Source organism: Rodentibacter pneumotropicus DSM 21403 (assembly GCF_000379905.1).
GTDB lineage: Bacteria > Pseudomonadota > Gammaproteobacteria > Enterobacterales > Pasteurellaceae > Rodentibacter > Rodentibacter pneumotropicus.
This window is the reverse complement of sequence record NZ_KB904056.1, coordinates 138,333-154,937: the sequence shown is the minus strand read 5'-3', so window position 1 is coordinate 154,937 and position 16,605 is coordinate 138,333. Positions and strand designations below refer to the sequence as shown.

Genomic DNA, 16,605 nt, shown 5'->3' with positions numbered 1-16,605 from the left:
TTTTTATGAATTTTCATTCTCCAATTTTTCTTCTGAATATTCCCGTAATTGGTGAATTTCGCGTTTTGCTTTATCAGACAGCACTTTATTATCTTTCAGCATTTGCTCTGAACGCGCCATAATAAAGCGTAAATAATCGGTATTTTGCGTTTGTTCAAAAAATTGCTTTGCCTGATACATATCGGTGAAATCTTTATTCGCTTGAGTAAGCAACATTTTTTGACCGAATAACAGGATTAATGCCAGCGCTAAAGATATAACTGCGCCATAACCGTTTGTTGGATAATAAAGTAATCCCCCGATAATAAATAGACCGGAAACCAAGCGAGAGCTGTTTTTGATGTAGGTTTCACTGGGCGGAGTCTGTATTAATTCCTTGATTTTCATTATTTTTTACCCTAAAAATAAGGGCGTTATCATACGCCCTTATGGTTCAATATTTCAAGCGCTATCTAAGCGAGAATACCTGCCCAATAACCTAAAATCCCGATCCCAAATAGGGCAAAGATGATGATCATCGCATTCACTTTTTTACGCAATAAATACATACATAAGAATGTGAGCAATAATGCGAGTAAACCGGGAAGAAGATTATTTAATACGCCTTGTAAGGTAACAACAACCTCGTCACCTAATTGATTTTTATAACGGATAAGCTCTAATGGGACATTGATGGTCGTCCATTTTGAAACCAGTGATCCCATCACAAAAAGACCGAGAATGGATGCGCCTTGTGTAATCTTTTGTAATCGACCTCCGCCCATATCTGAGACGATCTCAGTGCCTTTTTCATAGCCATATTTGAAACCATACCAACGGGTTAAAGCACGGATAACATTAATTAAAATGAAGAACAATAAAGGTCCTAAAAGGCTGCCGGTTAAGGCAATACCGGCACCCAATGCGGCTAAAACAGGGCGTAATGTTCCCCAAAAAATTGGGTCACCCACACCGGCAAGTGGTCCCATTAAGCCCACTTTCACCCCGCTGATTGCCGCATCATCCACATCTTTTGCACCGTTTGCATGTTCCTGTTCCATGGCTGCGGTAACCCCCATAATGGCGGAACCGACCCATGGATGGGTATTAAAGAATTCAAGATGGCGTTTTAATGCAGCGGCTTGATCTTCTTTTTTACTGTATAAACGCTTGATGGTTGGGATCATAGAAACACAGAATCCCATTGATTGCATACGCTCGAAGTTGAATGAACCTAAAAGGAACGTTGAACGGAAGTAGGTTCTTAAAATATCACCTTTAGTAAGTGTTGTTTTTTGATCTGACATAATTCGCTCCTTATAGACCTTCTAATTCGTTATCGGCCAATTTTCTTTTGGTCACTGCCGGCATTGTTGCTTGGTTAAAGCGAGGATTTAATTGGATATAAAGCATTGCCAAACAAGTACCTAAAATACCTAAACCTACTAAGTTATAGTTAGTGAATGAGGCAATCACGAAACCAAGGAAGAAGAACGGCATTAATGCACCTGCACGCATCATGTTGATGACCATTGCATAACCTACAACCACGATGAAACCACCGGCTATTTGTAAACCACGGGTAATCACTTCTGGGATCGCACCTAGTGCATTGGTTACAGTATCAGTACCTGCGACTAAAGCAACGGCGAATGCAGGAATTGCAACACGTAAGGCTTGTAAAGAAAGACCGGCAAAATGACAAAGCTCAATACCTCGGAAATTGGCTTGCTCTGCAAATTTATCGGCTTTGTGTTGTAAGAAAATCGTTAAAGTACGAACAAAGATGGTTAATACTTGACCTGCCGCAGCAACCGGTACCGCAATAGCAATTGCCGTGCCCACCGATTGTCCACCTTTGATAACCAAGATTGCAGAGATAACACTCGCCAGTGCCGCATCCGGTGCCATTGCTGCACCCACGTTCATCCAACCTAATGCGATCATTTCTAAAGTACCACCAAGAATGATGCCGGTTTCAATATCACCTAATACCAGACCTATCATGGTACAAGCAAAAAGTGGACGGTGGGTTTGACGTTCATCTAACACACTTCCCATACCGCAGATCGCCGCAACCAGTACGACTAAAATGAGTTCCATTGTTGACATAAAAGGCTCTCCTAAAATTTAATTGAATCTAATTTTTCACGGGTAAGCTCAACGGGCTTATTTGCCGCCACTTTCTGAAGTGAGAGTTTTACACCCATATCGAGTAATTTTTTAAATGCTTCCACATTAGACGGATTGACGGTGACGGCATCGGAAAGTTGTTTATTTCCTTCTTTGTGCGTCATACCTCCTACATTGATGGTATCAATGCGCAATCCGCCTTCAATTAAACGCACCGCATCTTCCGGTTTTGTCACCAGCATCAAAATATTGCGGCTGGCGTATTTAGGATTGTTATACACCTTAATCGCTTTATCTACGGAAATGACATAGGCTTTCAAATGTGGCGGAGCAATTTGGAGCAATAACTCTTTACGAAGTTCATCATTGGCTACTTCATCACTGATCGCAAAAATAGCTTCACATTTCACTGCTTTTGCCCAAGATGTTGCTACCTGACCATGAATTAAACGATCATCAATCCGCAATAAATTGACACTCATACGCCCATTTGGATCATATTGTGTATTGTCTTCCTCTAGTTCCTGTTCTTCCGATGACTCTCTCGTTGTCTCTTTCGCTTGAGTAAAGGTTTCATCAGATTTACGATAGCTTTTCACCGCCATTACTCCCACTTCTTTTGCGGTAGTGGCGAGATCTTCTGTTGATTTTGCATCGTCTTTCGCATCCAATACTTCCAACAACATAGGCAAACTCACGCCGGTGACAATATCATCTTGTGGGCGTTTTGCCGCCACACGAGCTGCCGCGTTATAAGGGCTGCCACCGAATAAATCCACCAAAAATAACACCGAATCGGTGGGATCACATTCTGCGATAATCGCTTCATATTTTTCCACCAAGGTGTCTTGCCCCTCTCCCGGAACGAATGTGACACCGTGGAGTCCTTCCACTTCGCCAAACACCATTTCAGAAGAGTTCACCAACTCTGCGGCAAGTTTGCCGTGAGCTGCAACGATTACTTGAATCATTGGGTACTCCTAACGTTATAAAAAAACGTGGCAAGCATAATGTAAACGATTACCTAACTCAATATAGGTATGAAAGGATTTAGGAAAAAAGTGTGAGCCAGATCAACATTTATTCATAATGATGACGAAATAGGCAGTAAATAATGGCGTATTTTTGGAAGAAAAGTGCGGTCAAAATTTTACAGGATTTGTAGAACATCAAAATTTCGCTAAAATGCACCGAAATGATAATAAGGATTCCTTATGCCAAATCGTCAATGCCAAGTGCTTATTTCTGATGTATTCCCTGAATTTTTGCCTCCACAAGTTTTAATCCTTGGAGAGCGGGGGATTCCTTTTGCTAAAGCATCCAATTTATTGGGACAAGAATTTGAACATATTTTATTTGATGCACGAAATGGCATTCATTTAGAAGCCCTTGCCATTGCCGCCGGTACATTAAAAGTGGGGGGGACGTTCTGTTTGTTGTTTTCGGCGTGGGAAGATTTAGAAAAACGCGCCGATTTTGATAGCCTTCGTTGGAACGGAAACAATGCTGTTATTTGCACACCCAATTTTATTCACCATTTCAAACTATGCGCGGAGCGCTACCATTTTCCTACTTTGAGAGAACCAAGTGCGGTCAGATTTCCCGTTGTTTTCCATCATGAGAAAAAAAACAAATCAGCCACAGCGGAGCAGCAAACAATCATTGAGGAGATTTTACAACGACAGCGTGATCTTTACTTTTTGACGGCAAAACGCGGAAGAGGCAAATCCGCCCTATTAGGTATGCTTGCCGATCAAATTGATACACCGATTTATCTCACCGCTCCCAACAAAAGTGCGGTCAATTCTTTGTATGATTTTTCTAAGGGAAATATCGAATTTATTGCACCGGACGAATTAAGCCAACGATTACAACAAAATGCAGCATTCTCTGAAAGTGCGTGGCTTTTAGTGGATGAGGCGGCGATGATTCCTTTGTCTTTATTACAGCAATTTTCTCAACATTTTTGCCATATTGTTTTTAGTACAACAATTCATAGCTACGAAGGAACAGGGCGTGGCTTTGAATTAAAATTTAAGCAAAAAATTCACCGCACTTTCCAACAATTTGCGCTCTATCAACCTCTGCGTTGGGAAGAAAATGATCCACTGGAACATTTCATTGAAGATCTTTTATTGCTAGAGGCAGAAGATCAATTTGAGCAAATTGCGTATAACCCACAGGGCGATATTCAGATTGATGAAATCAAGCAGTCTCGGTTAATCAGTTCGCCCGAGCCTTTTTATGGCTTGATGACATTGGCACATTATCGAACTTCACCCATTGATTTACGTCGTTTATTTGATGGTGAAGGACAGCACTTTTACTTGGCGAACAATCAACAACACCTTATCGGTGCAATTTGGGCGTTAGAAGAAGGCGGAATGAGTGATAAAAATCTGATCGAACAAATCAGACAAGGAATACGTCGCCCCAAAGGAAATCTTGTACCTCAAGCACTTTGTTTCCATGCTAATCTTCCTCAAGCCTGTTTATTACGTTCACAGCGGATCTCGCGTATTGCTGTACAGCCTCGTTGGCAACAGCACGGAATAGGGGAGGCATTAGTGAACACAATGCAGAAACCGGCGGTGGATTTTCTTTCTGTGAGCTTTGGTTATACGGAAGAATTAGCCTATTTTTGGAAAAAGTGCGGTTTTGTTTTGGTTCATTTAGGGGAACATCAAGAAGCCAGTAGCGGCAGCTATTCCGCCATTGCCTTGAAAGGAATATCGGAAGAAGGTATAGCCTTTGTAAAAATTGCACAGCGACAATTTCAACGTAATGTAGCGTTATCACCTCATCCTTTGGCTGAAACAATGGTGCAGGGGGAAATTGATTGGTCGCTTAATGAGGAAGATTGGCAAAGTTTAAAAAATTTTGCCTATTTCAACCGCACTTTATTTTCCTCAATGCCTGCGATTCAACGTTTGTTAAGGGCGAAAAATAAAAGGAATTTTCCACAACTTTCAACCTATTTGACGAAAAAACGACTACCCTCTAACAAGAAAAAAAGCGTAGAATATTTTCGTTTAGAAATTAAACGATATTTAGAGGAACTTTTATGACAACAACAGAAAAAACAGAGAAACCTAAGGGGTGGTTTAAACGGGCTTTGGAAAAGTATGATAATTTTCTAAAAACTTACGATCTTGATTCACCAAGCTGTTGCGGTATGCCAAAAATGCGTGAAGATGAAAACGGAAATTTATGCAAAGAAGATTCGCTCTTTAAAAAATAACCTGTTTTTTTATACAGACTCCAGCTTGAATCCCCTTTTTTAATTCAGTAAACTATGCGTTAATTTTTATCAGAGATTGACGCATTATTCATGAAAACCGCTTTTTTCCAACTCGATATTCCTTCCACCCCAAACGACCACAAAATTTTAGGTAATGTCTTGCAAGGTGCTGATGCGCTAGCGATTAGCGAAATTGCCGAACAACACCAACATTTAACTGTTGTAGTCACTCCCGATACTCGAAGTGCGGTTCGCTTATCAGGTATTTTATCGGAATTAAGCAGTCAAGAAGTGAGACTTTTTCCTGATTGGGAAACCTTGCCTTATGATACGTTTTCGCCGCATCAAGATATTATTTCTTCCCGTCTGAGTGCGCTTTTCTATCTACAAAATGCGAAAAAAGGCATTTTTTTATTGCCGATTGCGACTTTAATGCAACGCCTTTGCCCGCCACAATATTTACAACATAATGTTTTATTGATCAAAAGAAGTGATAGCATTGTTATTGATAAAATGCGTTTACAATTGGAGTCAGCCGGTTATCGTGCCGTAGAGCAAGTATTGGAACACGGTGAATATGCCGTACGCGGTTCGTTGCTCGATCTCTTTCCTATGGGAAGTGCAGTACCTTTTCGGTTAGATTTTTTTGATGATGAAATTGATTCGATCCGCACTTTTGATGTGGATACACAACGCACACTTGATGAAATTCAATCTATTAATCTTCTGCCGGCACACGAGTTTCCTACGGATGACAAAGGGATTGAGTTTTTCCGCTCTCAATTCAGAGAAACCTTTGGTGAAATCCGCCGTGATCCGGAACATATTTATCAACAAATTAGTAAAGGCACGTTAATTTCCGGGATTGAATATTGGCAGCCGCTATTTTTTGCAGAAATGGCGACCTTATTTGATTATCTTCCTACCCAAGCCTTATTTGTGGATATGGAAGCAAATCAAGCACAAGGGGAGCGTTTTTATCAAGATGCAAAACAGCGTTATGAACAACGCAAAGCGGATCCTATACGTCCCTTATTGCCACCGGAACGTTTATGGTTAAATATTGATGAAGTAAATCGCCAACTGAAAGACTATCCGCGTATTACCCTTAAAAATGAAAAAGTGCGGTCATCCGTACGTCAGAAAAATTTACCGATCACTTCATTGCCGGCGATCACTATTCAATCACAACAAAAAGAACCTCTCGGGCAACTTCGCCAATTTATTGAGCATTTTAATGGCAACATATTGTTTTCCGTGGAAACGGAAGGTCGTCGGGAAACCTTGCTTGACTTGTTGCAACCATTAAAAATCAAACCGAAACAAATTCAATCTCTCGCTCAAGCAGATCAAGAAAAATTCAGCTTGCTGGTTAGTGCCTTTGAGCAAGGCTTTATTATTGAGCAACCTTTGCCCTTAGCCATTATTGGTGAAGCCAATTTACTGGGCGAACGGATACAACAGCGTCAGCGTGATAAGCGTAAAACCATTAATCCGGATACCCTTGTACGTAATCTGGCGGAACTCAAAATCGGGCAACCGGTGGTACATCTGGATCATGGAGTAGGGCGTTACGGCGGCTTGGTGACACTTGATGCAGGAGGGATTAAAGCAGAATATTTGCTCCTGAATTATGCTAATGAATCCAAACTTTATGTGCCTGTCACCTCATTGCATTTGATTAGCCGTTATGTTGGCGGTTCTGATGAAAGTGCGCCATTACATAAACTGGGTAACGAGGCTTGGGCGAAATCACGCCAAAAAGCCGCAGAAAAAATTCGTGATGTGGCGGCGGATCTGTTAGATGTTTATGCTCAACGTGAGGCGAAAAAAGGCTTTGCCTTCAAATATGATCGTGATGAATTTCAACAATTTGCGGCAACGTTTCCTTTTGAAGAAACCCATGATCAAGAAATGGCGATTAATGCCGTTATTTCGGATATGTGCCAGCCAAGAGCAATGGATCGTTTGGTTTGTGGCGATGTGGGGTTTGGTAAAACCGAAGTGGCAATGCGTGCGGCGTTTTTGGCGGTAATGAACCATAAACAAGTCGCTGTTTTAGTACCGACGACATTGCTTGCACAACAACATTATGAAAATTTTAAAGATCGTTTTGCTAATTTACCGGTGAATGTGGAAGTGTTATCACGTTTTAAAACAGCGAAAGAACAAAAACAAATTCTGCAAAATCTGGCGGAAGGTAAAGTGGATATTTTGATCGGCACTCATAAACTGATTCAATCGGATGTGAAATTTCACGATCTCGGTTTGCTGATTATTGATGAAGAACATCGTTTCGGTGTGGGTCAAAAAGAAAAAATTAAACAGTTACGTGCCAATATCGATATTCTCACCCTCACGGCAACCCCGATTCCACGCACCCTTAATATGGCAATGAACGGTATTCGTGATCTGTCCATTATTTCCACACCACCGGCCCGTCGTTTAAGTATTAAAACCTTCGTGCGTCAAAAAGATGATTTAGTGGTACGTGAAGCGGTCTTGCGTGAAATTTTGCGGGGCGGACAGGTGTATTATTTACATAACGATGTGGCAAGCATTGAAAATGCAGCAGAAAAATTGACCGCACTTGTGCCGGAGGCAAGAGTGATTGTCGGACATGGACAGATGCGTGAGCGTGAGTTAGAGCGAGTGATGAGCGATTTTTATCATCAACGCTATAACGTATTGGTTTGCTCAACTATCATTGAAACGGGAATTGATGTGCCAACCGCAAACACCATTATCATCGAACGGGCGGATCATTTTGGTTTAGCACAATTACACCAACTGCGTGGTCGGGTCGGGCGTTCTCATCACCAAGCCTATGCCTATTTGCTTACCCCGCCACCGAAAATGATGACAAAAGATGCGCAACGTCGCCTTGAAGCCTTGGAAAGTTTAGATAATCTTGGTGCAGGTTTTATTCTTGCCACCCACGATTTAGAAATTCGTGGTGCAGGGGAATTGCTGGGGAATGAACAAAGCGGACAAATTGAAACCATCGGTTTTTCCCTTTATATGGAATTGCTCGATGCGGCAGTGAAAGCCTTAAAAGAAGGGCGAGAGCCGTCCTTAGAAGAATTAACCCGACAGCACGCGGAAATTGAACTGCGAGTCCCGGCATTGTTACCGGATGAATATTTGGGCGATGTGAATATGCGTTTGTCCTTCTACAAACGTATTGCCGCAGCGGAAACCAAGCAAGAATTGGATGAATTAAAAGTTGAATTAATTGACCGTTTTGGTTTATTACCGGAAGCAGCGAAAAATTTACTGCAAATTGCCGAACTACGTTTATTGATCGAACCCTTGCAAGTGCTACGAATTGATGCGGGTACACAAGGTGGTTTTATTGAATTTTCACCAAATGCAAAAATTGATCCGGAAAAATTTATTCAGCTCATTCAAAAAGAACCGATAGTCTATCGCTTTGATGGTCCGTTCAAGTTTAGGTTTATGAAAGATCTTTCAGAGAATAAAGTGCGGTTGGAATTTGTGGTGGATTTGGTGAAAGAATTGGTTGGATAATTAAATTATTTGGTAAATGGATTTCGTTTATAACGAAACCCATTTATTAATTATCCTAGTGCAAAATGTCGTTGTTTATTTCACCTTCGTACCCTTTAACCATTTTCTCACCCAAGAACGATTAGCAGATAAGTTTTGCATAATATTTTCCCCTAAAGGCAAAGGTTCGCCGTAAATTAATGATGCCAAGGTTTCGCCGAGTAAGGGGGCGGAGGTTAATCCACGAGATCCCAATGCGGCACAGAGAAAAAGATTAGGAAAATTGACCGCACTTGGGATAGGCTGTTTGCGGCGTAGGAGATTAAATAGATTATGGTAATCTTCACGTTGTTGGTGGAAATTAGGTATATTGCCAACTATTGGAGCGAGATCACGCACGGAACAGCGAATAGCTGTTCGGGCAAGATTGCCTGAGGTATCCACATCTTGCGTCCAACTTTGTGCAATATTTTGTTGGAGCTTTTGTTGGTTTTCCTGCTGCTCTTGTTCGCTAAAGGTACGATTCGTATTATCACGGATATGGCTTGCACCAATACAGTGGCTGGTTTTGGCTTGATCGACAGGAGTGAGATAGCCATCATAGCAAAGCACGGACTTAAGTTTTAGTAAGTTTTCGGAGGTCGGGATTTGGCTGACTTGCCCTCGAATCGGGTAGAGCGGAAGTTTTTCCGTTTGAGTAAAATTTGTGATTTTATAGCCATTGGCGAGTATCACAACCTCATGTTCCATATGTTGATTTTGCGAATTCATCAGTTGCCAACCGTATTGGGTTTGTGAAAGTGCGGTAATTTTTTGCGAAGTTTTGATTTTTACACCGCATTTTTCAAGTAGCAAAAAGGTATTTTGCACAAATTGGAGAGGAGCAAGCCAAGCCCCTTGGGAAATAAAACCGCCTCCGCAAGAAAGGGGTAAGCCGACTTTTGCGCTTAATGCCTCGGTATCCAACATCTCAAAGATTTCATTCGATAGACCTAATTGGGCAATTTTTTCCAATTTGACCGCACTTTTTTCGTTATAGGCGCATAACGCTACGCCACAAAACTCGTGTTCAAATTCAATCCCTTGTTTTATTGCCCAGTCAAGTAATTGTTTCCCATAAGAAAAGGCGTGAAGATAAAAATGAATAGTGAGGGGATTATCATCGCTGAGTTGGGGATAAAATGCTCCCTGTTTATTGCCGGAAGCATTGAGTGCAGGTTGTTCATCTTCACAATAAAGGGTGATGTCGGCACCCCGTTGAAGTAACGAAATCGCAGCACAGAGTGAGGCAATCCCCCCGCCAATAATCGCAATATCTTGTTTTTTCATATTTGCCGGTTGAGGCAAATACCAAGGTGCAGAAAGTGCGGTTGGTTTTGCTTGTGTTTTTTGTCCGCTCAGGCATTCCCGTTTTTTGCCAAACCCCTTACGTTTTGTTACCTCAAAACCAACTAATTCTAACCCTTTTCTGACCGCACTTGCGGCAGTGAACGTGGCAAAAGTACCATTTGGTTTGGTGAAGCGATACATTTGGACGTATAAGTTTTCGTTCCACATATCCGGATTTTTGCTGGGAGAGAAACCGTCTAAAAACCAAGCGTCAATATGTTCGTTCATATAATCGCCAAGTTGCGGTAAATTTTCTGTCACATCACCAAACCATAAGTCAAGGATGGTTTCATCAAAGTGAATACGTTGACAGCCTTTAATCGGTGATTGCCAATAGCATTGTAAATGCCGGCTGACTTCGGCAAATTGCGGATAGGCTGAATGAGCTTGCTGAAGTGCGGTGGGCTTTAGCGGATATTTTTCAAAGGAAATAAAATAGAGCCGCTTTAACGGCGAATGTTGGAATTGTTGGCGAAATTTACGGAATAATGCGGTAGTGGCGAAAAAATTTAATCCCGTGCCGAAACCGGTTTCGGCAATGACGAAATGGGTGTTTTCGTAGGTGAGCCAACGTTCCCATAATTGATTACCTTGTAAAAATACATAATCCGTTTCCGCCAAGCCATCGTGATTGGAGAAATAAACATCATCAAATTGATTGGAAATGGGGGTGTTTTCTTCATTAAAATGAATGTCGGCATACTGAACGTTGAACATTTTTATTCCTTTCTTGCATGATCGAATTGGCTTATAATAGCGGAATTTTCCGGCTTATTGAAATTTGTTGGCTGCTCCTAACTGGTCGAACAAATGAATTATTGCTTGAAATATTTTTATTTCGTAGTAGTTTTGAGCCGTTATTTTGACATATGAAACAAAAGGAAGAAGCAATGAAAAGAGCTGTCATTACAGGCTTTGGTATTATTTCCAGTATCGGCAACAATAAAGAAGAAGTGCTTGCCTCGCTAAAAGCGGGAAAATCGGGTATTGAAATTGTGCCTGAATTTGTTGAAATGAAAATGCGTAGTCATGTTGCAGGCACGATTAAATTGGATCCAAGTGAACATATTGATCGTAAAGTGTATCGTTTCATGGGTGATGCGGCGGCTTATGCTTACCTTTCTATGCGTGAAGCTATTGAAGATTCGGGTTTAACGGAAGAGCAGGTTTCCAATGATCGTACCGGTTTAGTCATCGGGGCAGGTACAGGGTCTGCACATAATCAATTAATTGCTTGTGATGCGGCACGTGGTCCTCGTGGTGTGAAGGCAATCGGGCCTTATGCGGTAACGAAAACCATGGCATCAAGTGTTTCAGCCTGTCTTGCTACGCCTTACAAAATCCGTGGTGTCAGCTACTCGATTAGTTCCGCTTGTGCGACTTCGGCACATTGTATTGGTCATGCACTGGAATTAATTCAATTAGGCAAGCAAGATGTGGTGTTTGCCGGCGGTGCGGAAGAATTATCTTGGGAATGTGCCACAGAATTTGATGCAATGGGAGCCGTTTCCACGAAATATAATGATACGCCGGAAAAAGCTTCTCGTGCTTACGATGCTAATCGTGATGGTTTCGTTATTGCCGGTGGCGGTGCAGTTGTGGTGGTGGAAGAATTAGAACACGCCCTTGCTCGCGGTGCAAAAATTTATGCGGAAATTGTGGGTTATGGTGCGACTTCTGACGGCTATGATATGGTCGCACCAAGCGGTGAAGGTGCGGAACGCTGCATGAAACAAGCCATGGCGACAGTGGACGCACCAATTGATTATATTAATGTTCACGGCACCTCAACACCGGTCGGTGATGTGAAAGAGTTGGGTGCAATCAAAGCAGTCTTCGGAGCAAAAACTCCGGCAATTTCTTCAACGAAATCAATGACCGGTCACTCTTTAGGGGCTGCAGGTGCGCATGAAGCGATTTATACCTTATTAATGCTTGATAATGATTTCATCGCGCCAAGCATTAATATTGAAACCTTAGATGAAGCAGCGGAAGGTTGCAATATCGTGACAGAAACCAAAGAAAATGCCGGCTTGCAAACTGTGATGTCAAACAGCTTCGGTTTTGGTGGTACGAATGCGACGTTAATTTTTAAACGTTACAATGGTTAATTAATACGCTAATCAAAAGGAGAATCGCACGTTAGTGATAGCGTGCGATTTTTTATATAAAACGCGTTGAAAAATGACCGCACTTTACTCATAAAAAAGCCCTGAATCCTCAGGGCTTTTGGCTGTGATTAATTTGCGATACCTTTGTGTCTTAACAGTGCATCTAATTGGGGTTCACGGCCACGGAAACGTTTGAAAAGTTCCATCGGTTCTTCTGAACCGCCACGGGTTAAGATTTCATCAAGGAAAGATTTTCCGGTGATTGGGTTAAAAATTCCTTCTTCTTCAAATCGTGAGTAGGCGTCGGCGGATAGCACTTCTGCCCATAAGTAGCTGTAATAGCCTGCGGCATAGCCGCCGGCGAAAATATGGCTGAAGCTATGTGGGGTTCTTGCCCAATCTACGCCTTTAATGACCGCAACTTGTGATTTTACCGCTTTGAGTGTGTCGAGAATTTGATTCATTTTTTCAGGATCAAAAGTATGATGCAAACGGAAATCGAAAATCCCGAATTCCAGTTGGCGCAAGACAAACATTGCCGCTTGGAAGTTTTTTGCTTTCAATAATTGTGTTAATTTCTCTTTTGGCAAAGGTTCACCCGTTTCATAATGACCGGAAATAAATGCCAGCGCCTCTTCTTCCCAGCACCAGTTTTCCATAAATTGGCTTGGTAATTCTACTGCATCCCAAGGTACACCGTTAATGCCAGCCACATCGGATACATCAATTTGTGTGAGCATATGATGAATACCGTGTCCAAATTCGTGGAAAAGTGTAGTGACTTCATCATGGGTAAATAATGCCGGTTTATCACCGATTGGTGCATTAAAGTTACAGGTTAAATAGGCCACCGGCGTTTGGATAGAACCGTCAAGTTTACGTTTTCTACCGATGCAATCATCCATCCATGCGCCGCCTCGTTTGTTTTCTCGGGCATAAAGGTCGAGATAAAAACTGCCGCGCAGTTGATCGTTTTCATCAATGAGATCAAAGAAACGCACATCTTTGTGCCAAGTATCCACATCAAAGCGCTCTACCGCACGAATGTTGAAAATGCGTTTAATCAGTTCAAATAAACCGGATAGAACACGATTTTCAGGGAAATAAGGGCGTAATTCTTCATCATTGATGGCGTAGAGATGTTGTTTTTGTTTTTCGCTGTAAAAAGTGATATCCCAAGGTTCAAGGTTTGTGACACCAAATTCTTGTTCGCAATAGGTTTTGAGTTCAGCCAATTCTTTTTCGCCTTGTGGCTTGGCTCGTTTTGCCAAATTATCTAAGAAATCCAATACTTGTTGCGGATTTTCTGCCATTTTTGTGGCAAGAGAGAGTTCGGTGTAGGTGCTAAAACCAAGTAGTTTTGCCAACTCTACGCGCAAGGTGAGAATTTCTTCCATGATCTTACTGTTATCCCATTTGCCGGCGTTAGGGCCTTGTTCTGATGCGCGGGTTGCGTAAGCTCGGTACATTTCTTCACGCAATGCTTGGTTTTCACAGTAGGTCATAATTGGCAAATAGCTTGGAATTTCAAGGGTAAAGCGATAGCCTTTCAAGCCTTTGCTTTCGGCGGATTGTTTTGCCGCTTGTAATGCCGATTCGGGAAGACCTTTCAGTTCCGCTTCATCTTCAATCACTTTTTCCCAACCCATCGTGGCATCAAGAACATTATTGCTGAATTGTGAGCTGAGTTCGGATAATTGTGCTGAAATTTCACCATAGCGTTTTTGTTTTTCTTCAGGTAATGCAATACCGGAAAGATCGAAATCCCGTAAGGAATTTTCAATCGCCTTTTTTTGTGCCACGGAGTAATCGGAAAACTCAGGGCTATTTTTGAGGGCTAAATAAGCATTGTAAAGCCCTTTGTGCTGTCCCACCCAAGTACTGTATTCAGAAAGTAAAGGTAAGCAGGCCTGATAGGCTTCGCGCAACTCAGAGCTGTTTTTTACTGAATTTAAATGGGAAATAGGCGACCAAGCACGATTTAGACGATCGCTGACTTCTGTTAAAGGTAAAATGAAATTTTCCCATGTAAAGTGAGGTTGATTTAAGACCTGTTCTATCGTGTCACGGCAATCTTGAATGAGTTTTTCAACGGCTGGTTGAATATGTTCAGGATTAATTTGTGAAAAAGGCGGTAAGCCTTGAATGTTAAGTAATGGATTTGACATAGATATTTCCTTTTTGAAAACTGTTTCTTATGTGACGGCAAATTCTATAATATCAAGGTTGAAAAATCTAAAAAATCAGTAATAATGGTTCGCATTTAAATTATTTAGGTACGCTATGAAGTATATTTATATTCTGTTGGGATTTATTTCTCTTGCACTAGGTATTATTGGTATTTTTCTGCCACTTTTACCAACCACACCCTTTCTTTTACTCACGTTATTTTTCTTTGCAAAAGGTTCAGAACGTTTGGAAACTTGGTTTCTTAGCACGTCTATATACCAAAAACATTTGAAGTCATTTAATGAACGTCGGGCGATGAGCAAAAAAACAAAAATGGCTATTTTGGCATTTGCCACTTCAATGCTATTAATTGGTTTTTACTTTACTCCTAGTGTTGTCGGTAGAAGTATTATTGCCGCATTAATCATTGTGAAATATTGGTTTTTCTTATTTTGGATTAAAACTGAGGAAGAATCGGAAGTTGCTCCTATTCAAAGAGAAGAGATAAGTAATGAGTAATTTTTTCTTTGTAAATTTGAAAAGTGCGGTCATTTTTTCTGTTATTTTTGCGCTGAATGGGTGTGATAATAATCAGTCACAGAATCCAAAACCATCTCAACACCAATCCGAACCCACTATTTCAATAGAAAAACCGCAGGTACACAATAATCGAGAGAAACTTGTACGCAGCATAAAATCGGTTGCAGTTTTAGATCCTTGGCAAGTGAAGGAGGCAGAACAGTTTTCCCTTATTCGAGATTTGTTTGAAGGATTAACAGCCTATGATGTACAAGGTAATATTATTCCTGCTGCTGCGGAAAGTTGGACAACGCAAGATAATAAAAATTGGACATTTATTTTGCGTGAAGGGTTGAAGTGGTCAAATGGCACAGCTTTAACTGCACAGGATTTTGTTCTCTCTTGGCAAGCCCTCTCTCAATCTGAAAGCCCGCTTAAATCTTATTTGCTCTATTTAAATTTAAAAGGTGCGAAACCTGTTCTAGACAAAAAACAACCCTTAACAAATTTGGGTATCTCTGCTGAAAATGACCGCACTTTAATTATCACGCTGGATAAACCTACCCCTTATTTACCTGAAATGTTGGCACATATTGCATTATTACCACAATATCATGATTTGAATTTATTTATATCAAACGGGGCGTATATGTTTTCATTGCGTGATGAAAAAGGGATTCATCTGGAGAAAAACCCATATTATTGGCAAAAAGATAGAGTGTCATTTAAACAAGTGGACTATGTCCCTTATGAGACTGAACCGCAGACTGAATTAGATATTATTTGGTCTCCAAGGGAAAAAACAGAAAACATACAATATTTTCCTCAACTATGTAGCTATTTTTACGAATTTAATTTGCGTGATCCTAAGTTGGCTAATCCCTTAATTCGGAAGGCGATAGTTTCTCTTATTTCCATTACAGGTATTACAAATAACGAAATGCCCAATTCCATTCCAAGTTCTTATTTTTTACCAAAAACAATGTTACAAGGGCAAGATTCACATTGGGAGCCGGTATTGGCAGAGCAGTTGCTAGCACAAAGCCATATTACGGAAAAGCAACCGCTGGCTTTACGATTAGGTTATGATGATACTGCATTGCATCAAAATATTGCGAATCGTTTAGCGAGACAATTATCGGAGTCGGATTTATTACGTGTAGAAACCGAGCCGATGAGCTGGCCAAAATTGCAGGAAAAACGGAATAAAGGTGATTTTCAATTAATTCGTTCCGGATGGTGTGGCGATTTTAATCACCCTATGGCATTTTTAGGGTTATTTTATTCAAAAAGTCCGGACAACAAGAGTGGTTATATCAATGTAAGATATGATCAGCTTTTTGAACAGGCATTAAAAAGCACATCAGAAAAAGAGCGGTCAGAAATTTATTTAAAATTAAGTGAAATTATCCAACAGGAAAATTTAGTATTGCCACTGTTTCAATATACGACACCTGTTTATATCTCTTCTTCCATAATGGGGGCAAAGAAAAATTCTATTAGTACGATCTATAGTAAGCATCTATGGAGAAAAGTGGAAGTCGAGTAAAAAAT

At 41.0% G+C, this 16,605-nt stretch carries 12 protein-coding genes; 6 read left to right on the top strand and 6 right to left on the bottom strand.

All coding sequences use genetic code 11. From position 1 onward, the window contains the following. Positions 1–3: 3 nt before the first annotated feature. From A3GE_RS0107645 to A3GE_RS0107630, 4 genes are all read right to left on the bottom strand, one after another. Entirely contained in the window at positions 4–387 is a 384-nt protein-coding gene (locus tag A3GE_RS0107645; protein ID WP_018356675.1) for a hypothetical protein, read from the bottom strand. A 65-nt stretch (positions 388–452) separates the two neighbouring features. Beyond that, positions 453–1,286 (bottom strand): PTS mannose transporter subunit IID, encoded by an 834-nt coding sequence (gene manZ, locus A3GE_RS0107640; RefSeq protein ID WP_018356674.1) that lies wholly within the window; start codon positions 1,284–1,286, stop codon positions 453–455. 10 nt (positions 1,287–1,296) lie between these two features. Then, on the bottom strand, positions 1,297–2,091 hold the full coding sequence (locus tag A3GE_RS0107635) for a PTS mannose/fructose/sorbose transporter subunit IIC (protein ID WP_018356673.1): 795 nt from the start codon (positions 2,089–2,091) through the stop codon (positions 1,297–1,299). Positions 2,092–2,102: 11 nt separating this feature from the next. Further along, positions 2,103–3,083 (bottom strand): mannose/fructose/sorbose PTS transporter subunit IIA, encoded by a 981-nt coding sequence (locus A3GE_RS0107630; RefSeq protein WP_018356672.1) that lies wholly within the window; start codon positions 3,081–3,083, stop codon positions 2,103–2,105. 243 nt (positions 3,084–3,326) lie between these two features. Between A3GE_RS0107630 and A3GE_RS0107625 the strand changes: the two genes are divergently transcribed. The 3 genes from A3GE_RS0107625 (at position 3,327) to mfd (ending at position 8,884) form a co-directional block, all read left to right on the top strand. Next, positions 3,327–5,180 (top strand): tRNA(Met) cytidine acetyltransferase TmcA, encoded by a 1,854-nt coding sequence (locus A3GE_RS0107625; protein ID WP_018356671.1) that lies wholly within the window; start codon positions 3,327–3,329, stop codon positions 5,178–5,180. Then, entirely contained in the window at positions 5,177–5,353 is a 177-nt protein-coding gene (locus A3GE_RS12235; RefSeq protein WP_018356670.1) for a DUF5363 family protein, read from the top strand. Before A3GE_RS0107625 ends, A3GE_RS12235 begins: the two co-directional genes overlap by 4 nt. A 90-nt stretch (positions 5,354–5,443) precedes the next feature. Beyond that, on the top strand, positions 5,444–8,884 hold the full coding sequence (mfd, locus tag A3GE_RS0107615; RefSeq protein WP_018356669.1) for a transcription-repair coupling factor: 3,441 nt from the start codon (positions 5,444–5,446) through the stop codon (positions 8,882–8,884). A gap of 75 nt (positions 8,885–8,959) precedes the next feature. Here the strand turns inward: mfd and mnmC are convergent, their stop codons facing one another. After that, positions 8,960–10,969 (bottom strand): bifunctional tRNA (5-methylaminomethyl-2-thiouridine)(34)-methyltransferase MnmC2/FAD-dependent 5-carboxymethylaminomethyl-2-thiouridine(34) oxidoreductase MnmC1, encoded by a 2,010-nt coding sequence (gene mnmC / locus A3GE_RS0107610; RefSeq protein WP_018356668.1) that lies wholly within the window; start codon positions 10,967–10,969, stop codon positions 8,960–8,962. Positions 10,970–11,142: 173 nt separating this feature from the next. Here mnmC and fabB point away from each other — a divergent pair, with 173 nt between their 5' ends. Beyond that, the gene (gene fabB / locus A3GE_RS0107605) at positions 11,143–12,363 is read left to right on the top strand and encodes a beta-ketoacyl-ACP synthase I (RefSeq protein ID WP_018356667.1); all 1,221 of its coding nucleotides are present in this window, start codon (positions 11,143–11,145) and stop codon (positions 12,361–12,363) included. Between the two features lie 128 nt (positions 12,364–12,491). Here the strand turns inward: fabB and prlC are convergent, their stop codons facing one another. After that, a complete protein-coding gene (gene prlC / locus A3GE_RS0107600) occupies positions 12,492–14,531 on the bottom strand; it encodes an oligopeptidase A (protein ID WP_018356666.1) in 2,040 nt (679 codons plus the stop codon). A gap of 115 nt (positions 14,532–14,646) precedes the next feature. Between prlC and A3GE_RS0107595 the strand changes: the two genes are divergently transcribed. Then, positions 14,647–15,051, top strand: coding sequence for a YbaN family protein (locus A3GE_RS0107595; protein WP_018356665.1), 405 nt, complete (start codon positions 14,647–14,649; stop codon positions 15,049–15,051). After that, complete coding sequence (locus A3GE_RS0107590; RefSeq protein ID WP_018356664.1) at positions 15,044–16,600, top strand: peptide ABC transporter substrate-binding protein; 1,557 nt, start codon at positions 15,044–15,046, stop codon at positions 16,598–16,600. Before A3GE_RS0107595 ends, A3GE_RS0107590 begins: the two co-directional genes overlap by 8 nt. The last annotated feature ends 5 nt before the right edge of the window (positions 16,601–16,605 follow it).